Source organism: Halobaculum sp. XH14 (assembly GCF_032116555.1).
Lineage (GTDB): Archaea > Halobacteriota > Halobacteria > Halobacteriales > Haloferacaceae > Halorarum > Halorarum halobium.
In genome coordinates, this window is the sequence record NZ_CP134949.1 from 1,352,467 (window position 1) to 1,375,440 (window position 22,974).

Consider the following 22,974-nt stretch of genomic DNA (forward strand, 5'->3'; position numbering starts at 1 on the left):
GCGACATAAAAAGGCCACGGGCCGATTCTCAGACGACGAAGCCGTCGGGGGCCGCGACTCACTCGGTGACGACCGTCACGGGAACGGTCGCGTCGAGGATCACCCGCTGGGTGTCGTCGCCGAACAGCGCCTTCCCCGTCGGCGAGCGTTTGTTCCCGGTCAGGAAGACGTGATCACAGTCGCGTTTGCCAGCCTCGGTGAGGACCGTCTCGGCCCGGTCGCCCACGCTCCCCACGGCGTCGTACTCGACGTCGATGCCGTCGAGCACCTCCCGGCCGATGTCGCCCGCGTAGCTTCGGGCACCTTCGACCGCCTGCCCGACGCTGTAGGTCGCGCTCGTCCCCGCGACTTTCGCCAGCTGCTCGCGCTGTTCGTCGTACTCCTCCTCGTCGGTCACGTGGATGAGCGTCAGGTCGGCACCGACGCCCTCGGCGAGTTCCCCCGCCTCACGGACGAGCCGCTTTGCCGTCTCCGTCGGGCCGACGACCGCGAGTGCGTGATCCATGCCCGCCGACTCGGCAGGTCGCCCCAAAAATATAGTGGCTGTCCGGCGGTCGCCGGGAGCGCTACTCGGTCAGTGGCTCCCGCCCGAGTTGCCCGAGCATGCCGAACACGTCGACGGTCGCCCACCGCTCGGCGACTCCCGTCCTCGACCCGAACGACGCTGATCACCATGACGTCGATCTGGTTGCCGGTCGGTTCGATTCCCATGAACGGCCCCTCGTGGGTCCCCGTCGCGCGGCCCCAGATGGAGACCAGGTCGTCCTCCGCGATGTAGCGGTCGACGGCGAGGGTGAGATCGGGGAACGCCTCGTGGTACCCCCGGATGAACTGCTTGAACTCCGAGAGCGGCTCCTCCCCGTCGCCGGTCGGGTCGTGGTAGCGCTGTGTTCGGTGAGTATCTCGTCCATCGCGTCCGTGTCGCCGTCGTTCCACGCGACCTCGACGTCGCGGCGGGCGACCTCCTTCGGGTCGAGTTCGTCGGTCCCCATACCAGCCATACGATTCGGGACCACGAGGCTGTTGCCCGCACCCCGGTCCCGCCGTGGCGAACTCAGAGGTCGACGCGGTCCCCGATCTCGACGATCTCCAGGCGTTCCGGGTGCTCGAAGCTCCCCGCGTGCTCGTGGAGCGCGGTCGGGTCCGCCGTCATCCCCTTCCACATGTCCCAGTGGCTCGGGAGCAGCCGGTCTGCCCCCAGCGCGCTGGCGATCTCGACCGCCTCGTTCTCGTCGCTGTACCACTTCCTCACGCGCGGTTCGCCCGTCTCCTTGTCCGGAATCCGGCCGACCGAGCCGAACGCGACGACCGCTAGGTCGACGTCGTACGCCTCGCCGACCGACTCGAACCCGTCGTGGGGCTTCGTGTCGCCGCCGTGGAACAGCGTCCCCGCCTCGTGCTGGATCACGTAGCCGACCGGGTGGCTCGCGTCGCCGTCGTTCACCTCGACCACGTCGACGTCGAACGTGCCGAACGACACCGAGTCGCCCTCGGCGAGTTCGACGAACTGGTCCTCGGTCACGTCCCAGTGGTCGGTCCAGGCCTCCGCCTCGCGGGCGACCGCGAGCGAGTCGTCCGGGCCGTACAGCGACGCGCCAGTGCCGGCCAGGATCGGTGCCTGCGAGGGACCGTGGACGTGGTCGGTGTGCTCGTGGGTGGCCAGCACTGCGTCGGCTTCGCTCACGTCGGCCGGGTCGAACGGGACGGGAATCATCCGGACCGTCCGCGGCGGGTCGCCGGTGCCGAGGTAGGGGTCGATCCAGAGCGTCGTCCCGTCGTCCGCCTTCACGGCGAAGCCGTTGCAGCCGAGATACCAGAGCGCGACGCCCTCGGGTTCGGCGGACTCGACCGCACGCGGGAGCCAGTCGCCCCAGTCGGAGGTGGTGTCTGCCATGGTTTTCACCTGCCGTGCCGGGGACTAAGCGTTGTCCACTCCGCCCGTTCTCGCCGGCGATGCGCCGCCCCGAAGACGTGTCGTTAATTCCCGGACTCGCACCAATGGACGGCCCACGCCGCGGGTTCCGACCGGAACGCACCGACCAGTTTTCCCCTCGCGGGACGACCCCGAAACATGGACGGTGACCCACGATCAGCGCTCGCCTCGCTGGCCGAGGAGGTCCGCGCGGCCGACCGCGCCGTCGCGCTGACCGGAGCCGGCGTCAGCGCCGCCTCCGGAATCCCGACGTTCCGAGGCGATGACGGCGTCTGGGGCGACCAGTTCGACCCCGCCGCGTTTCACGTCGACCGGTCCCGCCGGGACCCGGCCGGCTTCTGGAGCGACCGTCTGGAACTCCACGAGACGATGTACGCCGCGGACCCGGAGCCCAACGACGCCCATCGCGCGCTCGCACGGCTCGAACGCGAGGGGTCGCTCGACGCGGTGGTGACCCAGAACACCGACGGGCTTCACGCCCGCGCCGGCAGCACGACGGTCGAACTCCACGGCAACGCCCGGCGGGTCGTCTGCACGGGCTGTGGGGAGACAGTCGACGCCGCGCCGGTCCGCGAACGCACTCGGTCGGGGGAACTGCCGCCGCGCTGTGGCGCCTGCGACGGCCCGCTGAAACCCGACGTCGTGCTGTTCGGCGAACGGCTGCCCCCGGCGGCGTTCGCCGAGGCCCGGGAGTTCGCCCGCGAGGCGGACGTCGTCCTCGCCGTGGGCTCCTCGCTGACGGTCGAACCGGCCGCCTCGCTGGCGACGGCCGGCGACGGCACGCTCGCGGTCGTCAACTTCGACCCGACGCCGTACGACGACCGCGCCGAGTACGTCTTCCGCGAGGATCTGACCGACGTGCTCCCGGAACTCCTCGCGCGGGTCGGCACGGCCGAGGACGGGTGAGTCGGTGACGGGTCCGTCGAGAACGGTGACCCGGCGCCAGTTTCGGAGTGAACGGCCGGGGCAGGGACGGGTACGCGGAGAACGGGTCCGTCGCGGCTCCGTTCACCCGCGCCAGGAGACGTAGAGGGACTTCCCGACCATCCCGGTGCCGAACATCGTCGCGACGGTCGTGATGAGGTTCCCGAGGATCGGGATCGCGGCCAGCAGGCCGAGTACGACGGCGCCGACGAGCGCCGCCTTCCCCGACACTTCGCCACGCTCGCCGCCGAGCACGGCTCCGAGGGTGACGACGGTCACCGCGGTGCCGACGATGCCGATCGGGATGAGCAGCAGGATTCCGGGGATCGTCACGACGAGGCCGATGATCGTGAACGCGAGCAGGACGAGCACGATCGGGACGAGGATCGTCATCACCAGCCCCCAGCCGAAGGCCGCGATCGGGTCCTCGCGGATCTCGGTGCTCAGTTCGGTGGCGTACTGCGGGCCGAGCGCGACGAGCGCGCCGCCGAGCAGGAGGTAGACGACGAGGCTGACGACGAGTCGGAGTCCGATCCTGGTTCCGAGTCCGAGCGCCGCGTCGCCCGGCGACTGTGCGCTGACCGTTCCGACGAGCGCGAGCGCCGCGACCGCGGCGCTCGCGCGAACGAGCGTTCGTGCGGAGGGCATCGCCGGAAGGACCTCGCGCGATGCTAAATTCTTTGGGATATCGACGTCCGGGGACCGTCGCCGGTCACCGATCCGTCGGGCTCACCAGGTTCCGTGGAACGTGTCGAACTCGAGGTCCTCGAGCGGCTTGTTGCCGACGGCGATCTCGTACTCGCCGGGCGTGAGCATCGGCTTGTGGAACCTAGGGCCGTCGTCGGTCGTGATGCGCGGACAGCCGGTGTTGACGAACGCGTCGAAATCGAAGTTGCGGAGGCGGTCGGGCGTCACCTCGTCCATCGTGATGAGGTGGGCGTTCTCGTTCTCCTCGACGATCCCCTCGGCGGTGTCGAACCGGCCCTGGCCGATCTTCGTACAGAGGATGACGCCGAACGTGTCGGCGTCCATCGCGCGGTGGACCGCGCCGTAGCGCTGTTTGAGGAACTTCTCGGTGTCCGCGACGGTGACGACGTTGTTGACGGGGTCGGCGATGACGACCGTCTTCTCGGGGTGTTCCATCGCGAGGCCGAGCGGGTGGAACTTCCCGCCGCCGACGTACAGCACCTGGTCGGCGTCGATGTCGGCGGAGGCGTAGTTGCAGCCGAGCACCTGCCCCTCGTGGGTGAGTCGGTCGTCGCCCCGGCGGGTGTGGACCTCGAAGCCGCGCTCCTCCAGCCAGTCGTACATCTCCTCGAACAGGTTCATGTGCTGGGCGGTGGTGACGAGGCCGACGTCGGGGTCCTCGGCGGGGTCCGCGAGTTCCTCCAGCGACTCGTCCATGATGGGGAACGGGTCGACGTTCGAGAACAGGGGGACGTAGATGATCTTGTCCGACTGCTTCATCGGCGAGTGGCCGAAGTGGACGAACACGTCACACCGGCGCATCAGGTACGTGTCGAGGTCGCAGGCGCCGTAGCACGGCTGGCCCGAGATGAGATAGCGGACGCCCTCGGTGAGTTCGCGGAGGTCGTCGGCGACCGCGGGCGCGCGCCGCTTCAGCCCCTCCGGGAACTGGAGGCCGACCTTCTCGGCGTCGCGCTCCTCGACCGCCTCCACGATGCGGTCGAGTTCGTAGTCCCACTCGCGGTCGTGCTTGAGGGACATCCCGGTGTTCGTGAGGTCGCCCTCGCGTCGCTGGCTCATTGACGCGGCGTAGCGGGCGTAGGTGGTTAAACGACCCGCTTGAGCCGTGGCTGGTGGGTCGGTGACACGACCCCGTGTCCGCGAGTCACTCTCTCCCACACCCCGATAACGCCTTACTCCCTGCCGCCACAATAGGTGTCCCGTCGGTGACGGGAGAATCGGGGCGAGAGTGTCCGAGCGGGACAGAAATCGGGGTTTCAGACGTACCCTGTCTTCGTATGCAATAAACAGTATATCGGCTCTCCCGCCCGTTCTCCACCAGTTACCGCCCCTTCTTGTTCCCCGATTCCTCGTGTACGACGTAAGCGAGATACTGGGCCACGTTGTCGTCCGGCCCTTCGGCTTCGATGTCGTCCCGGTTCATGCGAGACGCACGACGGCTCCGTTCTGCGAGACGAACGAGGGCGTCATGCTTGCTACGGACACCGTCGTCGTCCACCCGGATTGTGTATTCTTTCATTCGTCCATCAGCCCGGCGTCGGCCAAGTCGTCCCGTACCAGTTCCTTCATGTACTGCGCAGCGTCGGCGTCCTCGACTTCCGCAGCGAGTTCGTTCCGGCCAGCGTTACGGAGTTGGCGGGCACGCTTGGACTGCAACTGTTCGATACGACGACGAACAACCTGCTCGTACTCGTCGGACACTTCCAGCGTCACCTTCATTCGTCGTCACCTCGCGCTTGCTGTACGGCGTGACGGACGGCGTGGCGCAGTCCGACGTGTTCGGTGTCGAAAACGTCGTTTCGGTACTCTCGAATCAGTTCTTTATCCGACCCGGTTAGCCACAGACTCGTGGCTTCGTCAGTTGCTTTGCTCATTGCGACGATTGCGACGGAAAGGGCCGTTGCCCGGTGTCTCGGACTACCCCGGCCATATTGAGTCGAACAGCCTGTATGCTGCTGCACTCAGCGGATCTCACACACACGCATAGAGGGGCATGACGGCCCGTATGCGAGAGGGAACACTGGCAGCCGACAATTATTACTTTCAGTTATACCTTGTAACTCAAACTACTTAAACCTTTCGGCAGTATGTACGTACCGATGGGAGAGATTCTGGTTCCATTCTGAGGCAGATTTCTGGCGGTAAGTCCGCCGGGGTGGGTAAGACCGAAGTGTTCTCTTATTTAAGAAAACTGTCTTAACTATCTAAAGTTCGAACTGACAGAAGAGCTATGTTAGTGTATGAACCTAACGCGAGAAGCATACGTTCGCCCCGGCGATGAATCAGTCACTCAATAATACACTCAACACCAGACTCGGATTACGGAGTGGCCCACCGACGACGACACCGATTTGTAGCCGACAATCCGGGGTATCGTCCCGAAATCTACCCTACACCCGGATAAGCCCGAACATCCCGATAGTCTCGCCGACAACCCACCCGACGAAAATGAGATAGGCGACGAGTAGACTGTATGATTCTACATCGGTGAGAGTCAAATCCGTTCGCAGCATGGTGAATAGGAGGATTGTAGCGACGGTTAGAACTCCCATCATCGGTGCTGCAACCGTAAATGATACGGGAGCACTCCCGGCGATGAGCACACCCACAGGAATGGCAACCAGCAAGTCGAAGGTGTTACTACCGAGCACGTTTCCGAGACTCGTCACACTCTTACCACCTCTTGCAGCCCGGACACTGACGAGTGCGTCCGGCAGGCTGGTGGCTGCTGCTATGATAGTCACGCCGGCCAGAAACTCAGGGATACCGAACGTGGCGTTTAGCCCTTCGACAGCACCGACAAGCGACTCGACAGCGACGAGAATCACGAGCAACCCGACGGCCAACCGTCCCCATTCACGGAGCACGTTCACGTCACCACCGGCATCGTCGCTTTCGTGATCCCCCACATCTTGCCACTGGATGAACAGATACAGTCCGTAGAGGAGCAACGGAATCAGTGCGAGCGGGCGGGTTACATTCCCCTCAAGTGCTGCCCCACCATCCACAGGGAAGTAGATAATTGCAAAGGCGAAGGTAATAACCAGTGCAGATACAGCAAGCATGTAAAATTGCGCTTCTTTATACACAATCGTTCGGCTTACGTCGAGCGGTTCATGGGTTGCTATTCCAGAGAGGGCCGGAATGACAAGAATATTGAATATTGCCGAACCGACGACAGCACCCACCCCCATCCCGAATGAGTCCCCGAGTGCGGTAATGACGACGGAGGCCAGTTCGGGGAAACTTGATCCGACAGCAACGACGACAGAACCCTGCACTACCGCAGGCAACCCGTAGTATGCCGAGAGATGTTCTGCCGAACTCTCCAACCACCCGCTGCCTAACCATATCAGGCCGGTAGTGACAGCGATGACAGCCACATGCACAAGAGTCGAGTCGGGCAGGAATCCGCCAAGCACCATCTACCGAGCACCTCCGACGCCCGAATTGTTATCAATTGATAACTGCCATGAGTAGAACTGGGCCTCCTTGTACACCACGTCGCGGTCGGCGGTCAGCCCCTCCCCCCGGATCGCGCTCCAGGCTGGGATGATGAGGATGTTGAACACGGCCGAGCCGACGATGGCGCTGACCCCGAGATCGAAGTTCCCGTGCACCAGCACGGCGATGACCGAACTCGATAGCTCCGGGAACGACGACCCGACGGCGGCGATGACGGCGCCCTGGACGACCGGCGGGAAGCCGTAGTGTGCGCCGAGTCGTTCGCTTGCGGACTCCAGACGTCCCCCGGCGAGCCACACCGTGACCGTGCCGCCGACCGCGAGCGCGAGGGGAACGAGTAGGGAGATCATACCGGGGGCACCGGCCCCGAACGGGTAAAGCCGGTCGATTTCCCGCGGTTGCCGTCGGAACGTGAAGCCCGACTGCCCACGCGAGCACCAGGGGTTCACGGGAGCACCAGCGACTGTACCGCGGGGGAGACCGACGGCCGACCGAGCGAGGAAGGCCCTCGATGGAGGTGCTATGCGATGTCGCGGCTCGTGTCGATGGTGACCGACTCCTCAAGCTTCAGCTTGATCGTCTCGTCGAGCGCGCGTCCGCCACGGAACTTGGGCACCGCGAGCTGGTTCACCACGTCCGTCCCGCGGACCGTCGTGCGGAGGTCCCAGACGACGTCCGCGACGTGCTCGGTCACGGCCCTGTTCTCGGGGGTGTCCTCGCTCTTCATGCAGTGGAGGAACGCGACGCTGTTCGTGTTGACCATCGTCGTCTGCAACTCGTTGAGGAAGCGCCGGTAGCGCCCCCCGTCCAGCCGTTCGAGCGGGTCGAGCACGTCGATGACGAGGTTCGCTCCCTCCGGGAGCGTCCCGACGAGCCGGTTGGCCGCGTCCAGCGGCGCGTCCCCGTCGATCTCCCGGACCGTGGGGTTGCCGACGCGGGTACCCGTCGCGTCGAAGGCGTCCGTGACGGCGGTCTGGGAACGAAGGGTCGAGAGGTACAGCGTCCCGCGGGCGGCCGTCAGTTCGTACAACAGCAGCTCCGACTGGCTCGCGGGGTCGGCCGCGAACTGGACGACGCTCCCCGCGGGGAGTCCGCCGTCGAACCGGCGGTCGAGCACGTCGACGCCGGTCGGGAGCCGGTCGGTCATGCCCCAGCCCATCCACCGGGCCCAATTAACGGTTGTCACCCGACTCTCCGCGTTGATAGCGCCGGCAGTTCCGCCGCGGCCGACTCGTAGGCGGACCGAACGCGGGCGGTCGAGAGCACCTCGGGGTCGACCGCCGGGATTCTGGCGAGCACCGGACAGTCGAGCACGTCGTCGATGCCGGGTGGAACCGCGTGGGCACGGGTGAGCACGGCGCCGACGACCGGCGTCCCGACCCGTCGGGCCATCGCGGTCGCCTTCGCGGCGTCGCGCACCGCGGGCGCACACGGGGTGACCGCGAGTATCGCGGCGTCGGCGACCCGGAGCGGCGCGACCGCGTCGGGGCCGGCACCGGCCGGACAGTCCACGAGCGCGAGCCGATCCAGCGAACCGACCGCGTGGAGCACGGCGTCGACTTCCCGGTCCTCGCGGTCGGCCGGCGCGGGGAGGACGCGCGTCCCGTCGGCGGCGGCTGCCTCGGCCGCCGCCCGCTGGACGGAGTCACCTTGCCACGCGCTGGAGACGCCCGCGAGCGCGTGGAGGTCCGGGAGGTCCCAGTCGGCGTCGACCGCGAGGGTCGGGGCGTCGATGGCGCGGGCCAGCCCGAGCGTCGTCGTAGTCTTGCCGGAGCCGCCCTTGCCGCCCGTGACTGCGAGCATGGGCGGTCTGGTCGCGTCCTCGGGTTTGAACCTTCACCCGGCCCGAACGACGCCGTCGACCTGGTCCGGGAAAATCAGTTCCTCAGTCCTGACAGCAGCCGCCGGCCTCGCCGCCGAAGTCGACCGCGAGCGGCTCCGAGACGGCCTCGTTCAGCGTTTCGAGCCGGTCCTGGAGTTCGTCCTGCGCCTCGACGTACTCGGCCATCACGGGCAGCGAGTGGAGGTCCGCCTGGGCCTCCCGAACCTTCTCCAGGCTCTCCTCGTCGGCGTTGCCCATCTGGCGCGCGAAGGCGAACTCCTGGCGGAGCTGTTCGAACTCGGAGATACGTTCCTGGGCCTCCTCGTCGTCCTCGACGGCCGCCTTCGCCTCGGCGAACCGGCGGTAGGCGGGCAGGTCGGCGATCGCCTCGCCGAGCCGGCCCGCGAGCGCGTCCACGTCCTCGCCCGTCGTCGCGTCGGCGTCGACCTCCGTCTCGATGCTCATGGACGAGCGTTGGTGTTGTGGTGGTAAAAGCGCCGCGACTGTGACGGCGCGGGTTCGGCCCCGCCGGCGGTCTGGCGAGCCCGGTCGGGCGAGCGCGGTCGGACGAACTCTGGTTCCGCGACCCCGCTCGATGGAACGCGTTCAGCCGAACAGCGCGTACGCGCCGGCCGCGACCGCGACGACGAGCGCGAGGACGGCCCAGTTCCGCGCGGTGTCGAACGAGCCGTACGGGCCGCCCTTCCGCGTGAACAGGTACGCGAAGTAGACGACGAGCGGCGAGGCTCGCAGCGGGAACGACACCGCGACGTTCGCGCCCAACTCCAGAACCAGCGTCATCGCCACCGCGGACCCCGCCGCCGCACCGGCGACGAGCAGGTCCTCCCGGACTGATTCGAGATCCATCGGGGGCCGGGGTGCTTACTCCTCGTCGGCGTCGAGCTCCTCGACGAGTTCGTCCGCATCCACGTCGACGTCGTCGAGCGCCTCCTCGACGTCCTCGACGTCGCCGCCGCCCATTCCGCCCATGCCACCCATCATGCCGCCCATGCCGCCCATCATGCCGCCGGAGCCGTCGATGACCTCCTCGACGATGACCTTGTCGAGCCCGAGCCGGCCCATCAGGTCCTGGGCGATCTGCTGTTTCGAGAACATCCACTGCTGGTTCATCTGCATCATGGGGGACGCCTCGATGTACAGCGTCTCCTTCTCGACGTCGCGGAGCTCGGTCTCCTTTTCCATCTCGCCCTCCTCGTTCTCGGTCGCCTCGAGGGTGACCTCCTCCTCGACGGTCTCGGACTCGATGCGGACCTCCGGCGCTTCCTGGAGGTACATCGCCAGCATGCTCGCGGCCTGCTCCTCGCGGTCCTCGACGATCCCGACGATCTCGTACTCGTACTCGAGGTCGTCGCCGGCCAGCGGGTGGTTGAAGTCGACGCGCGCGCGGCCGCCGATGACGGTCTCGAGGTAGCCCTGATCGCCGTCGACGGTCACCTGCGCGCCGGGGTAGCGGTCGTCCTCGGGGATCTTGTCGACGCTGACGGTCCGCACGTCGTCGGGGTCGAACGAGCCGAACCCTTCCTCGGCGGGGACGGTGACGACGTTCGAGTCGCCCACGTCCTTGCCGAGCAGGTCGTCGTCGACGCTCTCGAACACGTGGCCCTCGCCGACGACGACGGTGCGCGGGGAGAAGTCGTACTCCTCGTCGTCGATGCCGGCCTCCTCGGCGACCTCCTCGCTGGTGGTGTCGACGACCTGGCCCTCCTCCTCGTCCTCGCCGGGGACGGTCCGGACGGTGTACTCGAGCGTGACGAAGTCGTTCCGCTGGATTCCGTCCTCGCTCTCCTCGTCCGCCTCGGTCTCGCCGTCCGCGCCGGCATCCGCGGACTCGGCCGCGTCTGCCTGCTCTTCTTCGCTCATGTCCTGACGGTCGCTCGTCTGCTTCTTAACAGTCACGTTTCGGTCGGGGGCCGAAATCAGGGACGAGGGGGCTCACGGACGCGCCGGATCGCTGATGGCGTCGGAACGTCGGAATCTGGTCCCGACCCGGAAAACGCGACGCCGGGTCGGGCGAACACGACGCGGGGTCGCTCGAACGCGACGGGCACCCTTTTTCAGCGTCACGGCGCGTGGGTACGCACATGTACGAGGTCGAGGTGAAGGTGCGGGCCGACCACGACGCCGTGCGGGACCGACTCGCCGAACTCGGTGCCGAACGGGTCGGCGGGGTCACACAGACGGACGTGTACTACGACGCGCCCCACCGCGAGTTCGCCGAGACGGACGAGGCGCTTCGGCTCCGCCGCGAGCGGGGATCCGAAGACGGCGACGGGAACGCCGACGGACGGGCGGACGAATCGACCGAAACCCGGCTCACCTACAAGGGGCCGCTCGTCGAGCGGGCGTCCAAGACCCGCGAGGAACGCGAGACGGCGGTCGCGGATCCGAAGGCGATGCGGGGGATTCTCGACGGGCTCGGCTTCGAGCCGGCGGCGACCGTGGAGAAGGAGCGGGAGCGGTTCCTGCTCGACGGCTACACCGTCACGCTCGATTCTGTCGTGGGGCTGGGGGAGTTCCTCGAGGTCGAGGCGGAGGCCGCCGAATCGGAGATCGAGACCGTCAGGGAGGGTGCGCTCGACGTCCTCAGGGACCTCCGTCTGGACCCCGAGGAGAGGATCAGGACCTCGTACCTCGGCCTGCTGCTCGCCGCCGGGAGAGATGTCTCACAGTAATCGGCCGGCCTCGAATCGTTTCCGGAAGTTATAGTTCGAGCGCTCTCGACCGACTCGGTAATGAGGAACATCCAGGTGTCCGAACTCGACCGCGCGGCGGTCGAGGATCAGGACGTGGAGATCGTCGAACGGAAGGGGCTCGGCCATCCCGACTCCATCTGTGATGGCATCGCGGAGTCGGTCTCGCGGGCGCTCTCGCGGCTGTATCTCGACCGCGTCGGCAAGGTCCTCCACTACAACACCGACGAGACCCAGCTCGTCGCTGGCTCCGCCTCCCCGGCGTTCGGCGGCGGCGAGGTGCTCGAACCGATCTACGTGCTCATCGTCGGGCGCGCCACGAAGAAGTACGAGGGGCAGACGCTCCCCGTCGAACGGACGGCCATCGAGGCCGCGCGGGCGTACCTCCGGCGGAAGTTCCCCGAACTCGACGTCGGCGGGGACGTCATCCTCGACGTGAAGCTCGGCGAGGGCTCGGGCGACCTCCAGCAGGTGTTCGGCGAGGAGGGCGCACAGGTGCCCGAGGCGAACGACACCTCCTTCGGCGTCGGCCACGCGCCCCGGACCGAGACCGAGCGGATCGTCCTCGAGGCCGAGCACGCGCTCAACGGGCGGTACGGCGACGACCACCCAGAACTCGGCCAGGACATCAAGCTGATGGGCAAGCGCGAGGGCGACGAGATCGACATCACGGTCGCGGCCGCGATGGTCGACGCCCACGTCGAGGACATGGACGACTACGTGGCGGCCGTCGACGCGGTCGAGGCGTACGTCACCGACCTCGCCGAGGAGTACACCGACCGCGAGGTCCACGTGCAGGTGAACACCGCCGACGACCTCGCGGAGGGCGCGATCTACCTCACGACGACCGGCACCTCGGCCGAGCAGGGCGACGACGGTTCCGTCGGGCGCGGCAATCGAGCGAACGGGCTCATCACCCCGAACCGGCCGATGAGCATGGAGGCGACGTCCGGGAAGAACCCCGTCAACCACATCGGGAAGATCTACAACCTGCTTTCGACCGACATCGCCGAGGCGGTCGTCGCGGAGGTCGACGGCATCCGCGACCTCCAGGTCCGACTGCTCTCCCAGATCGGCCGCCCCATCGACCAGCCCCACGTCGCCGACGCGCAGGTCGTCACCGAGGACGGCGTCGCGGTCTCGGACGTGGAACCGGAGGTCCGCGCGATCGTCGACGAGCGGCTGGCGAACGTCACCGACGTCACCCGCCGCGTCATCGACGGCGACCTCTCCACCTTCTGACCGGCATCGGACGCACCTCGTCTCCGGTCCCGGCTGACGCCCCGGAACCACAGCACCGGGCTTCCGCGAAAAATCGGACCTACGCGTCGTCTTCCGCCAGCTCCGCCGCGAGGAACGCCGCGATGGACGCGTCGGCGCTCTCGACGAACCTGGCGACTTCCGTCCCGTCCCGCTCCACGACGACGGTCGGGATGAACTCGACGCCGTACTCGTCCATTCCGGGCCCCCGCTTCTCGCCGTCGACCTTCTCGACCGGGTACTGTTCGATCCGCTCGTCCGGCACGCCAGCCGCACCGAGCGCGGCCGCGAACGCGGGCAACTGGCTCGTGCAGTCACCACACCAGTCGCCGCCCCAGACCCTGAACGTCAGCGAGTCGTCCGCGAGCACGTCGATGGCTTCCGGCGGGGCCGCTCGGGACCCCACCGGATCCGGCCGCATCGTGTCGAGTCGGCTGCTCATACCCGGCGTAGGGAACCGGCCGGCATAACCCCGACGCCCGCGGCAGCGGCTGCACAGGACCGTGGCGAGCGTGGCGACCGTCCCGCGGGCCTGTCGGGTGCGGGGTCGAGTCGGCGGCCGGACGGCTAGGTGGCGTCGTCCCGTCGAGCGTTTGCCGGTGTCGGCGAGTGATTAAGGGGCACGTCCCGTAGCCACGTCCATGGACGACTCCGTGCTGGAGACGATCGGCTCGCCGCTCGTCCGGGTCGACTCGCCGCCCGGGACGACAGTCGCGGCGAAGCTGGAGTCACACAACCCGGGCGGGTCGGCGAAGGACCGTCCGGCGCGGTACATGGTCGAGGCCGCCGAGGCGGACGGCCTGCTGGAGCCGGGGGACGCCATCGTCGAACCCACCTCCGGGAACACGGGCGTCGGCCTCGCGCTCGTCGGCGCGGCGACGGGCTACGACGTGACGCTGGTGATGCCGGCCTCGAAGAGCGAGGAGCGCCGCCGGGTGATGAAGGCGTACGGCGCGGACATCGAACTCGTCGAGGGGAGCATCGAGGACGCGAAGGAGCACGCGGACGAACTGGAGGCCGACGGGATGGTACAGCTCCGCCAGTTCGAGAACGAGGCGAACCCGCGCTCGCACTACGAGACGACCGCCGAGGAGCTCCTGGACCAGCTCGAGGGACGAACCCCGGACGCGCTGGTCGCCGGCGTCGGCACCGGCGGCACCGTCACCGGGATCGGCAGACGGCTCCGCGAGGCGTTCCCGGCGATGGACGTCGTCGCGGTCGAACCGGAACGGAGCGCCGTCCTCTCGGGCGGGCCGGTCGAGGCTGACGAGTTCCAGGGGATGGGCCCGGGCTTTCTCAGCCCGAACCTGGACGTCGACCTGCTCGACGGCGTGTTCACCGTCGGCATCGGGGAGGCCGAAGCCGAGTGCCGACGGATCGCGCGCGAGGAGGGCGTTCTCGTCGGCCAGTCCGGCGGCGCGTCGAACCTGCGGGCGCGGGACGTCGCCCGCGCGTTCGCGGCCGGCGAGGACCCCGGCTACGGCGACGTGACTGCGGCGGGCTGGGAGCCGCGACCCGACGCCGGCGAGTCGGGCGCGGACCCGCTGGTCCTCACGGTGTTCCCGGACTCGGGCGAGCGGTACATGTCGACCGGGCTGTTCGACTGACGGCGACTCGGCGGGGGGAGCGCCCGACGCGGCCCCGGCGGTCAGCCCTCGAACTCCGCTTCGGTGACGCGCACCCTGACCGTCTCCTCGACGTCGTGCAGGTCGTACTCGGGCAGCGGCGCGTCGTCGCTCCGGGCGAGATACATCGGCTCCAGCAGTTCGCCGTCCTCGACGCCGTACACCTTCAGCAGCCGGTCGGTCTCCTCGGGCCTGACGTCGTCGTTCCGGACCTCGGTCGCGAGTTCGCGCGAGAGCCACTCGTCCTCGGAGACGGAGGGGTCCTTGACGAACGCCTCGTCGACGAACCGGACCAGATACCAGTTCAGGTCGTTCAGCAGCGAGACGGCCGCGCCGAGGCTCACGGTCTCGACGGCGATGCTGTTCTCGAACGGGGACGTGCGGTCGTAGGTGGAGAGCGCGTCCCGAGCCGTCTCCCGCGAGAGGAGCTCGTACCGGAGCTCCGAGCCCGGCTCCCCGACGAGACACACCGTTGGCATGGTTTCGCCTCGCCGCGGTCCGGCAAAGCGGTTACGCTCCTCGGCCCGATTCGTCGGGTCGCTGAACCGACCACGGGTGGAGGTGCCAGCCTCTCAGGCGTCGGGCCAGCGCTCGATGTACACCGTCTCGTCGGTGTAAAAGCGGATCGCGTCCTCCCCCTGCGCGTGGAGGTCGCCGAAGAAGGACTCCTTCGCCCCGCCGAAGTGGAAGAACGCCATCGGCGCCGCGGTACCGACGTTGACCCCGAGGTTCCCGGCGTCGACCTCGTGGCGGAACCGCCTCGCCTCGCCGCCGTCGCGGGTGAAGAGCGAGGCGGCGTTGCCGAACCGCGAGCCGTTCACGACGTCGAGCGCCTCCCCGAAGTCGGACGCGCGGACGAGCGCGAGCACCGGGCCGAAGATCTCCTCGCGGGCGAGCGCGTCGTCGGGGTCGACGTCGCCGAAGATCGTCGGGCCGAGATACGACCCCTCGCCGGGGACGTCGCGCTCGCGCCCGTCGAGCAGCAGCCGCCCGCCCTCCGCCACGCCGGTCTCGACGTACTCCAGGACGGACTCGCGGTGGGCCGCCGAGACGAGCGGCCCCATCTCCGTGTCGGCGTCCAGCCCCGGGCCGACGGTCAGGTCGCCGGTCGCGTCCACGAGCGCCTCGGCGAACGGCTCGTACACCGCGTCCTCGACGACCGCGACAGGGTTCGCCAGACAGCGCTGGCCGGCGTTCGCGAACGCGGAGCTGACGGTCTGTTCGACCGCGTGCTCGAGGTCGGCCTCCGCGGAGACGACGATGTGGTTCTTCGCGCCCCCCTGCGCCTGCACGCGCTTGCCCGCCCCGGCCGCCGTCTCGTACACGTGTCGGGCGATCGGCGTGGAGCCGACGAAGGAGACGCCCTCGATCCCGTCGTGGGTGATGAGCCGGTTCACCGTGTCCGGCCCGCCGTGGACGACGTTGACGACGCCGTCCGGGAACCCTGCCTCCTCGACGAGTTCGGCGATGCGGACGGCCGTGAACGGGTCGCGTTCGCTGGGCTTCAGCACGAACGTGTTCCCCGTGGCGACGGCGTACGGCAGGAACCACAGCGGGATCATCGCGGGGAAGTTGAACGGCGTCACCGCGAGGAACGTCCCGAGCGGCTTCCGGACGGCCGTCTCGTCGATGTCCGGCGCGGCGTGCGGGAGGTGACCCGCCTGCATGAGGCTGGGCGCGCCACAGGCGACCTCGACGTTCTCGATGCCGCGACGAATCTCGCCGAGCGCCTCGTCGGTCGTCTTGCCGTGTTCGGTCACGAGCGTCTCGGCGAGCGACTCCTGGTTCCCCTCGAGGAGCCGTTTCAGCCGGAACAGCGGCTGGATCCGCGCCTCGACGGCCGTCTCGCTCCAGTCCTCGAACGCCTCGTTCGCCGCGGCGACCGCGTCGTCGACGTCCCCCGCCGAGGAGAAGTCGACGCGGCCGACCGACTCGCCGGTCGCGGGGTTCACCACGTCCCGCCCCTCGTCGCCGGCGGGTCGCCGCCACGTTCCGCCCGCGTAGTTTCGCACCGTCTCGGCCGTGGGTGGTCCGTCCATGTCACTCGGTGACGTCTCCCGGTGCAAAGAACTGTGGTCACCGGCCAGCGCTTCCGTTCGGGAACGACCTTCGGGTCGGTCTCGTGGACTCAGGGGTGTGCGTAGTAGGCGACCGTCTCGTCGGGGTCGACGCGGTCGTAGCGCGCGAAGCCGACGCGCTCGAACTGGACCACATCGTCCGGTTCGTACGAGGCGTAGCCGGGTTCGGCGCGGCCGTGGACGTCGCCCTCGACGGTCCGGAGCCTGACCGGGACGTTGTCGCCCGCGGGCACCCAGTGGACGACCGGGACGCCCTCCTCGCGGACCATCTCGATGTCGGTGCCGACCCAGTCGAGCGCGTCGCCCTCGCGCCGGAGACAGCCGTACCCCTTCAGCCAGACGCGCTCGCCCTCGGCCGGCAGGTCGTCGGGTTCGACGAGCACGGCGTCGTCGACGGGGATGTCGCGCCGGCCGCGGTCCTCGTGGTTCGGGTGGAGCGGCGGGGTGCCGGCGGCGGGCCTGTCCGCGCCGGTCACGGCGATTCGCTCGCCGTCGCGCACGAGGAACCGGCGGTCGGTGTCCTCGTCGATGGCGTTGCGGTTGTTCGCGTACACCGCCGACATCGCCAGATCGACGTCGCTGGTCGACATGCCGAGTTCGACCATCGCGTCGACGAGCGCCTGGCCGCGGATGCCGCGGCGGCGGATCGACTTGATCGTCGGGACGCGCGGGTCGTCCCAGCCGTCGAGTTCGCCGGTCTCGATGCGCTCCTTGATCGTCGAGGTCGACAGCTTCACGTCGTACTCGTCGACCTGGACGTGGCCCCAGTGGAGCACCTCGGGGTACTCCCAGCCGAAGTAGTCGTAGACGAACCCCTGGCGCTTCGCGGAGTCCTGCAGGTCGATGCCGCGGACGATGTGGGTGACGCCCGTCAGGTGGTCGTCGATGCCCGACTGGAAGTCGAGCATCGGCCACGCGCGGTACGACTCCGCCTCGGGCCGCGGGTGGGGCGTCTCGACGACGCGGAAGGCGACGAAGTCCCGCAGCGCCGGGTTCTTGTGTTCGATGTCGGTCTTGACGCGGAGGACCAGCTCGCCGTCGCCGTACTCGCCCGCGACCATCGCGTCGAACTCCTCGCGGACCGTCTCGGCGTCCTTGTCGCGGTGGGGACAGGCCTCGCCGTCGGCCTTCAGGCTACGGAACTCCTCGGCGGGACACGAGCAGGTGTACGCGCCGCCCAGGTCGATGAGCTCCCGGGCGTGCTCGTAGTACGTCTCGACGCGGTCGGAGGCCCGCAGCACCTCGTCGGGCTCGAACCCGAGGTAGTCGACGTCCTCGAGGATGGCGTCGTAGGCCCACAGGAGCGGGCGGCCGACGCCAGTGTCCGGGTTCGTGTCGTCGAAGCGGACGATGAAGTGGCCGTCGTAGCGCTCGGCGTACGTGCCGATGACCGAGGGCATCCGCGCGTGGCCGATGTGCCACGGGCCGTTGGGGTTCGGCGCGGCGCGCATCCGGATCTCGTCGTACTCGTCCGCGTTCGGGAGGTCCGGAAGGGCCCGCTCGTCGGTCTCCTCGTCGGCGTCGAGTTCCGCCAGCAGGTCGGGCGCGAGTTCGGCCAGGCGGTCGCGTCGGGCCGACTCGTCCATGCCCGCGACCTCGTTCGCCACGGGCGCGACGACGCCGGGGATCTCGTCGCCGTGCTGCCGGAACTCGGGGTTCTCACCCATCAGCGGGCCCATGATCGCGCCGACCTCGGGGTCGGAGCCGTGTTTCAGCGCGTTGTACAGCGCGGCCGTCTCGGCGGCCGCGCGCACGCGCTCTCGCATGTCGTCGTCCATTGGAGTCGGCTTCGCCGGCCGCACCAAAAAGGGGCGTGAAACGTCGGGCACACCCGGGTAGGGGCAACCGGCGTGACGGGCGTCCGGGGGATATGGATGTCGACGTTTCACGCGGTTTCAGCCGTCACCCGGCCGGTAAGACCCGCCTACGCGGCGTCCGAACCGTCGGTCCGGGTCCTCGACCGCCTCGACGGGTAACGTTTTGCGCGTGCCGCGCGTTCGCCCGCCAATGACCGTGTTCTTCGAGGACGTGAGCGAGGGTGACCGGTCCGAGTACGGCAGCTACGAGGTGACCCGCGAGGAGATCATCAGGTTCGCCGAACAGTACGACCCGCAGTGGTTCCACGTCGACGAGGAGCGGATCGAGCGAGAATCGCCCTACGGCGGGCTCATCGCGTCCGGCTGGCACACCGCCGCGATGACGATGCGCATGCTCGTCGAGGCGGAGTTCAGGGATGCCGCCTCCGTCGGCGCGAAGGGCACCGACGAACTCCGCTGGTGGCGACCGGTTCGTCCCGGCGACACGCTCCGCATCGAGACGGAGATCGTCGAGACCGTCCCCGAGTCCCCGGAGCGCGGGCTGGTTCGCGTGCGGGTGGAGACGTACGACGGCGACGACGAGCGCGTGTTCTCGATGATCGGCAACGTGATGTATCTCACCCGCGACGGCTGATCGGTCGGTTCATTCCCCGTGGCGCTGGCCGGAGCGGGATCGTCTCACCGATCCGAGAATCGTCCGTTGCCGAGTCGTCTCACCGATCCGACTCCCGGTCGAGGTCGGCCGCCTCGAGGTCCCGTGCCGCCTTCCGGAACACGCCGGTGAGCGTGCTCACCTCCTTGTCGGTCGGGTGCGCCCGGCCGACCAGCCGCCGGATCAGCCGCTCGGTGCGCTCCCGCTTGTGGTCGCGGTGTTCGACCGAATCGAGGAACGACGAGAACTGCTCGTAGAGCCGTTCGACGTCGGGTTCGGCGGCCCGCTCGCGCTCCACGTCCGGCAACTGCGTCTCCTCGACGAACAGGGTTCGTAGCTCGTACAGCGTCACCGTCGCGGCCTGGCCCAGGTTGAGCACCGGGTACTCGGCGCTCGCCGGGATCGAACAGATCTCGTCGATGCGCGCGAGTTCGTCGTTGTTCAGCCCGCGGCCCTCGCGGCCGAACACGAGCGCCGTGTCGGCCTCGACGGTCGCCAGCGACTCGCTCACATCCGCGGGGGTCGAGAACGGGAACCGGACGTGTCGTCGGGCGTCCTCGCCGGTGATCGCGGTGCAGCCGACGGTGTGGTAGCGCTCGACCACCGAGTCGAAGGTGACGGTCTCGGCGTTCGGGAGCACGTCCTCGCGCGCGTGCCCGGCGAACCCATACGCCTCGCCACCCTCGGTCAGTTCGGGCGGGTTCACCAGCTTCAGGTCCGAGAGCCCGAAGTTCTTCATCGCCCGCGCGACGGTGCCGACGTTCCCCGGCGTCTCGGGCTCGACGAGGACGACGACGTACTCGCTGTCGTCCCCGGTTTCCCGGCCGCCTCCGGCGCCCTCCTCGGCGTCCAGTTCGTCGTCGCCGTCGGACCCGCCGCGGCTCATTGGGGGTACTCGCGATTCAGGTCGAGGTCGTCGATGCCGTCGAGTCCGTCGTCGCCGTCGGTCCCGGCAGACTCGGCACCGTCGCGCTCGCCGTCGCCGTCGAAGTCCGACCGCTCGTCTTCCAGCAGTTCCTGCTCGCGCTCGTAGATCTCCTCCGGGTCCGGGAGGTTCGGCAGGTCGTCGGGGTCCGTCTCGACGTGATCGACGCCGCCGTAGCCGTCCGGCGCGCGCCCGCCGTCCGCGAACCACTCGTGGAACTCGTCCCGCAGTTCGGGCTCGCCGGCGAGCCGCGTGCCGCCCTCCTCCTGGAACCAGTAGCTGAAGTCGGGTTCGTGCCGATCACACAGCAGGATCTCCTCCAGGGGTTCGCCGTACACGACCGTCGCCTCGCGGCAGCGTCGCTTCTCCTCCTCGCCGTGGATCAGGTAGCACGCGTCACACGGTTTGCCCATGACGACCTGGAGCCGGAGCAGCCGGTGTCGCGGCCCCTTCGGCATCTCCTCCAGGGGTCGCCACGTCCCCGCCTCGGTGAAGACGTCCGCCTCGTCGAAGCGCCAGCCGCGCAGGCCGATGCTCACCTTTCCCATTGGTTCGGGGTAGCGGGGCAGGTGGGATAAACGACGCGTTCGCTCGATGATATCCTGCTTGGGGCCAGAAACTCGTGGTCGAGCAGGTGGTGACGACCGCCTCGAAAGCCCCCGGCTGGCTACGCTCCCGCGGCACGCGCTGCGCGCTTCACGCTCACTTCGTTCGCGTTGCAGTGCTTGCGGCGCCGGGGTTCGCGTAGCCAGCCGGCCCCTTTCATTCCCACCCGACCACCCAGCACCGCAGCCTCGCCCTCCCTTACCTCGGAGCACGCTCCTCGGAACTCACCCTCGCTCCGCTCGCGTGAACAGCCTCCTGCGCTCCTCGCTCGCAGGCTCGCTCAGGTGCTCGTCCCTCGCGCGCGTCGTCTCGCCCCTCCGGGGCTCGCCGTCACGCGCGCCAGTCGGCTGATTCCCATCCCGGAGCGAATAGCCAACGACCCCGAAGCGCCGTTCCGCGACCGCAACACCGAAGCGCGCGCCGGCCGACCGCCCACCAATGCGAACCGTCGACGCCGCGGGCCTCGGAATCGGCGACGAACACCCGCCCCGGATCATGGGCGTGCTCAACGTCTCCGCGGAGTCGCCCTACTCCCCGAGCGTGTTCGACGACCCGGGCGAGGCGGCCGCCTACGTGGACGAGGAGCTGATCGACGAGGGCGCGGACGTCGTCGACGTCGGCCTCGAATCGGCGAACAAGCGCTTCGAGGTGCTCTCGGCGGAACAGGAACTCGACCGGCTCGACACTGCGGTCGAGACCGTCGAGTCCGTCTCGGGCGACGCCGTGTTCTCCATCGAGACGCGCTACCACGAGGTCGCCGACGCCGCGCTCTCGCGCGGGTTCGACATGGTGAACGACATCTGCGGCTTCGCCGACCCGGAAATGCCCGCGACCTGCGAGGAGTACGACGCCGCCGTGGCGAAGATGGCCTCGCCCCCCGACCTCGAACGCCCCGGCGCGGTGGAGGACGTGGACGACATCTACGAGGCGCTCTCGCTCAACGGCTTCACCGAGAAGACCATCCTCGACCCGGCGTTCGGCGGCTGGTCGGAGGCGAAGACGACCGCGGACGACCGCGAGACGTTCCGCAGGCTCCGGGAGTTCCGCGGCTACGGCCGACCGCTGCTCGTCTCCATCAACCGCAAGAACTTCCTCCGCGAGGTCGCCGGCCGCGACACCGAGGACGCGCTGCCCGTCTCGCTGGCCGCGACGTCGATGGCCGTCGAGCGCGGCGCACACGTGATCCGAACGCACGACGTGGCCGAGACGCGCGACGCCGCTCTCATCGGCGAGGCGTTCGCGGGGGACCGGGTCCGCCGGGACGGCGACGTCTCGGTGGAGGAACTCGACGTGACCACGCCTGACGAGGCGCGACGGCACCTCGACCGCCTCGGCGGCGACGCCGAACGCGCGGCGGACGCCGTGACGCGGGTGTTCGAGTTCGACGGCCTCTCGGCCGAGGAGGCGGGCGCGTTCCGGGCCGGCGCGGCAGAATCGGGTGCAGTCGCCGTGATCGGCGCGGAGGGAACGGCGGCGCTGTTGATCGGCACTCCCGCGGACCTCGAACGGGCTGGATCGGCGATATCGGGCGTCTCCACCGCTCTCGACGCCGCTCTCGGCCCGCTCGTCACCTCGGCCGAGTGAGAAAACTTATACCATCAGCCCCGGTACGACCGGCTGGAAGCCGGAAGGGCGCTACGGGTAGGGGTACTTGGGTGCGCTTCCGGCCCAAACCGTATCTTTGACTGCCGAGCGGTGCATCCACCCGGTAGTGACGACCATGGAGTTCGCCGAGTGGGAGCCGATCTACGAGCGGATTCTGGCCGACTTCGGCTACGACCGGGCCGGCGACGAGTCGATCCGTGACCGGCTGGCCGCGCTCGCGGAGCCGTTCGACCTCGACCGCCTGGACTGTACGGGACTGACGGTCGCGGTCGCCGGTGCCGGCCCGTCGCTGGAGTCGGACCTCGACCTCGCCCGCGGGGCCGACCGCGTCTTCGCCGCCTCCACCGCGACCGACAGGCTCGTCGACGCCGGCGTCGCGGTCGACGCCATGGTCACGGACCTGGACAAGAACCCCGAAACCGGGCTCGAACGCACCGAACGCGGGGAGCCAGTCGTCGCGCACGCTCACGGCGACAACGGCGACCTGGTGGACGAGTGGCTCCCGCGGTACGACTCCGCGCACGTGCTGGCGACGACCCAGGCGGCCCCTGCCGGCCCGGTTCGCAACTTCGGCGGGTTCACCGACGGCGACCGGGCGGCGTTCCTCGCGGACGCGCTCGGTGCCGATGCCCTCCGGTTTCCCGGCTGGGACTTCGAGGACGGTTCCCTCACGCCGGGGAAGGCCCGGAAGCTGCGGTGGGCCGAGCGTCTGCTGTACCTGCTCGAACGCCGCCGAGGCGAACGGTTCGCCGTCCTCGACGGACGGCGGGAGGCCATCGACGCCCTCTGAGGGACCGACCCGCACTCGCCTGCCTAAAACATATTTTAGCGGACACTTATCCG

Annotated in this window: 26 protein-coding genes; 7 read left to right on the forward strand and 19 right to left on the reverse strand. The window is 68.7% G+C overall.

Features of this window, described 5'->3' with window-relative positions; genetic code table 11:
* Positions 1-58: 58 nt before the first annotated feature.
* The 3 genes from RJT50_RS06825 to RJT50_RS06835 form a co-directional block, all read right to left on the reverse strand.
* Complete coding sequence (locus tag RJT50_RS06825) at positions 59-505, reverse strand: universal stress protein (protein ID WP_313695290.1); 447 nt, start codon at positions 503-505, stop codon at positions 59-61.
* The gene (locus tag RJT50_RS06830; protein WP_313695293.1) at positions 409-936 is read right to left on the reverse strand and encodes an ester cyclase; all 528 of its coding nucleotides are present in this window, start codon (positions 934-936) and stop codon (positions 409-411) included. The genes RJT50_RS06825 and RJT50_RS06830 overlap by 97 nt, the downstream gene beginning before the upstream one ends.
* A 118-nt stretch (positions 937-1,054) precedes the next feature.
* Positions 1,055-1,894: an MBL fold metallo-hydrolase gene (locus tag RJT50_RS06835; protein WP_313695294.1), complete on the reverse strand. Its 840-nt coding sequence runs from the start codon at positions 1,892-1,894 to the stop codon at positions 1,055-1,057.
* Between the two features lie 177 nt (positions 1,895-2,071).
* On the opposite strand from RJT50_RS06835, the gene RJT50_RS06840 reads away from it, so the two are divergent.
* Positions 2,072-2,839, forward strand: a complete 768-nt coding sequence (locus tag RJT50_RS06840) for an SIR2 family NAD-dependent protein deacylase (protein ID WP_313695295.1) — start codon at positions 2,072-2,074, stop codon at positions 2,837-2,839.
* A 102-nt stretch (positions 2,840-2,941) separates the two neighbouring features.
* On the opposite strand, the gene RJT50_RS06845 is transcribed toward RJT50_RS06840, so the two are convergent.
* From RJT50_RS06845 to RJT50_RS06890, 10 genes are all read right to left on the reverse strand, one after another.
* Positions 2,942-3,505, reverse strand: a complete 564-nt coding sequence (locus tag RJT50_RS06845) for a DUF8173 domain-containing protein (RefSeq protein ID WP_313695297.1) — start codon at positions 3,503-3,505, stop codon at positions 2,942-2,944.
* Between the two features lie 81 nt (positions 3,506-3,586).
* Positions 3,587-4,624: a diphthamide biosynthesis enzyme Dph2 gene (dph2, locus tag RJT50_RS06850; RefSeq protein ID WP_313695299.1), complete on the reverse strand. Its 1,038-nt coding sequence runs from the start codon at positions 4,622-4,624 to the stop codon at positions 3,587-3,589.
* A gap of 456 nt (positions 4,625-5,080) precedes the next feature.
* Positions 5,081-5,284 (reverse strand): hypothetical protein, encoded by a 204-nt coding sequence (locus tag RJT50_RS06855; protein WP_313695300.1) that lies wholly within the window; start codon positions 5,282-5,284, stop codon positions 5,081-5,083.
* A gap of 671 nt (positions 5,285-5,955) precedes the next feature.
* Entirely contained in the window at positions 5,956-6,990 is a 1,035-nt protein-coding gene (locus RJT50_RS06860; RefSeq protein WP_313695301.1) for a sodium:calcium antiporter, read from the reverse strand.
* On the reverse strand, positions 6,991-7,380 hold the full coding sequence (locus RJT50_RS06865) for a hypothetical protein (RefSeq protein WP_425499712.1): 390 nt from the start codon (positions 7,378-7,380) through the stop codon (positions 6,991-6,993). It lies immediately after the preceding gene.
* Positions 7,381-7,550: 170 nt separating this feature from the next.
* Positions 7,551-8,177: an RAD55 family ATPase gene (locus RJT50_RS06870; protein ID WP_313695302.1), complete on the reverse strand. Its 627-nt coding sequence runs from the start codon at positions 8,175-8,177 to the stop codon at positions 7,551-7,553.
* A 35-nt stretch (positions 8,178-8,212) separates the two neighbouring features.
* Positions 8,213-8,833 carry a nucleotide-binding protein gene (locus tag RJT50_RS06875; RefSeq protein WP_313695304.1) on the reverse strand — a complete coding sequence of 207 codons (621 nt, stop codon included), beginning with the start codon at positions 8,831-8,833 and terminating at the stop codon, positions 8,213-8,215.
* Positions 8,834-8,915: 82 nt separating this feature from the next.
* Positions 8,916-9,317, reverse strand: a complete 402-nt coding sequence (locus RJT50_RS06880; protein WP_313695307.1) for a YlbF/YmcA family competence regulator — start codon at positions 9,315-9,317, stop codon at positions 8,916-8,918.
* A gap of 141 nt (positions 9,318-9,458) precedes the next feature.
* Positions 9,459-9,719 carry a DUF8049 family protein gene (locus RJT50_RS06885; RefSeq protein WP_313695310.1) on the reverse strand — a complete coding sequence of 87 codons (261 nt, stop codon included), beginning with the start codon at positions 9,717-9,719 and terminating at the stop codon, positions 9,459-9,461.
* Between the two features lie 15 nt (positions 9,720-9,734).
* Positions 9,735-10,733: an FKBP-type peptidyl-prolyl cis-trans isomerase gene (locus RJT50_RS06890; RefSeq protein WP_313695312.1), complete on the reverse strand. Its 999-nt coding sequence runs from the start codon at positions 10,731-10,733 to the stop codon at positions 9,735-9,737.
* Positions 10,734-10,954: 221 nt separating this feature from the next.
* On the opposite strand from RJT50_RS06890, the gene cyaB reads away from it, so the two are divergent.
* Both cyaB and RJT50_RS06900 read left to right on the forward strand, forming a co-directional pair.
* Complete coding sequence (gene cyaB, locus RJT50_RS06895) at positions 10,955-11,545, forward strand: class IV adenylate cyclase (RefSeq protein WP_313695315.1); 591 nt, start codon at positions 10,955-10,957, stop codon at positions 11,543-11,545.
* Positions 11,546-11,605: 60 nt separating this feature from the next.
* Positions 11,606-12,805, forward strand: a complete 1,200-nt coding sequence (locus RJT50_RS06900; RefSeq protein ID WP_313695317.1) for a methionine adenosyltransferase — start codon at positions 11,606-11,608, stop codon at positions 12,803-12,805.
* Between the two features lie 79 nt (positions 12,806-12,884).
* Here the strand turns inward: RJT50_RS06900 and RJT50_RS06905 are convergent, their stop codons facing one another.
* A complete protein-coding gene (locus tag RJT50_RS06905) occupies positions 12,885-13,265 on the reverse strand; it encodes a thioredoxin family protein (protein ID WP_313695319.1) in 381 nt (126 codons plus the stop codon).
* Between the two features lie 199 nt (positions 13,266-13,464).
* Between RJT50_RS06905 and RJT50_RS06910 the strand changes: the two genes are divergently transcribed.
* Positions 13,465-14,430 (forward strand): PLP-dependent cysteine synthase family protein, encoded by a 966-nt coding sequence (locus RJT50_RS06910; protein ID WP_313695320.1) that lies wholly within the window; start codon positions 13,465-13,467, stop codon positions 14,428-14,430.
* A gap of 41 nt (positions 14,431-14,471) precedes the next feature.
* Here the strand turns inward: RJT50_RS06910 and RJT50_RS06915 are convergent, their stop codons facing one another.
* The 3 genes from RJT50_RS06915 to RJT50_RS06925 all read right to left on the reverse strand — a co-directional run bounded on the left by RJT50_RS06915 (position 14,472) and on the right by RJT50_RS06925 (position 18,304).
* Complete coding sequence (locus RJT50_RS06915) at positions 14,472-14,927, reverse strand: DUF5804 family protein (RefSeq protein ID WP_313695322.1); 456 nt, start codon at positions 14,925-14,927, stop codon at positions 14,472-14,474.
* Between the two features lie 93 nt (positions 14,928-15,020).
* Positions 15,021-16,487 carry a CoA-acylating methylmalonate-semialdehyde dehydrogenase gene (locus RJT50_RS06920; protein ID WP_313695324.1) on the reverse strand — a complete coding sequence of 489 codons (1,467 nt, stop codon included), beginning with the start codon at positions 16,485-16,487 and terminating at the stop codon, positions 15,021-15,023.
* A gap of 89 nt (positions 16,488-16,576) precedes the next feature.
* Positions 16,577-18,304 (reverse strand): glutamate--tRNA ligase, encoded by a 1,728-nt coding sequence (locus tag RJT50_RS06925; RefSeq protein ID WP_313695326.1) that lies wholly within the window; start codon positions 18,302-18,304, stop codon positions 16,577-16,579.
* A gap of 229 nt (positions 18,305-18,533) precedes the next feature.
* Here RJT50_RS06925 and RJT50_RS06930 point away from each other — a divergent pair, with 229 nt between their 5' ends.
* Complete coding sequence (locus RJT50_RS06930; protein ID WP_313695328.1) at positions 18,534-18,977, forward strand: MaoC family dehydratase; 444 nt, start codon at positions 18,534-18,536, stop codon at positions 18,975-18,977.
* 79 nt (positions 18,978-19,056) lie between these two features.
* Here the strand turns inward: RJT50_RS06930 and RJT50_RS06935 are convergent, their stop codons facing one another.
* Entirely contained in the window at positions 19,057-19,881 is an 825-nt protein-coding gene (locus RJT50_RS06935; protein WP_313695329.1) for an RNA methyltransferase, read from the reverse strand.
* On the reverse strand, positions 19,878-20,468 hold the full coding sequence (locus RJT50_RS06940) for a DUF8114 family protein (protein WP_313695331.1): 591 nt from the start codon (positions 20,466-20,468) through the stop codon (positions 19,878-19,880). The genes RJT50_RS06935 and RJT50_RS06940 overlap by 4 nt, the downstream gene beginning before the upstream one ends.
* A gap of 496 nt (positions 20,469-20,964) precedes the next feature.
* Between RJT50_RS06940 and RJT50_RS06945 the strand changes: the two genes are divergently transcribed.
* Both RJT50_RS06945 and RJT50_RS06950 read left to right on the forward strand, forming a co-directional pair.
* Complete coding sequence (locus RJT50_RS06945) at positions 20,965-22,110, forward strand: dihydropteroate synthase (RefSeq protein ID WP_313695333.1); 1,146 nt, start codon at positions 20,965-20,967, stop codon at positions 22,108-22,110.
* 136 nt (positions 22,111-22,246) lie between these two features.
* Entirely contained in the window at positions 22,247-22,921 is a 675-nt protein-coding gene (locus RJT50_RS06950; RefSeq protein WP_313695940.1) for a 6-hydroxymethylpterin diphosphokinase MptE-like protein, read from the forward strand.
* The last annotated feature ends 53 nt before the right edge of the window (positions 22,922-22,974 follow it).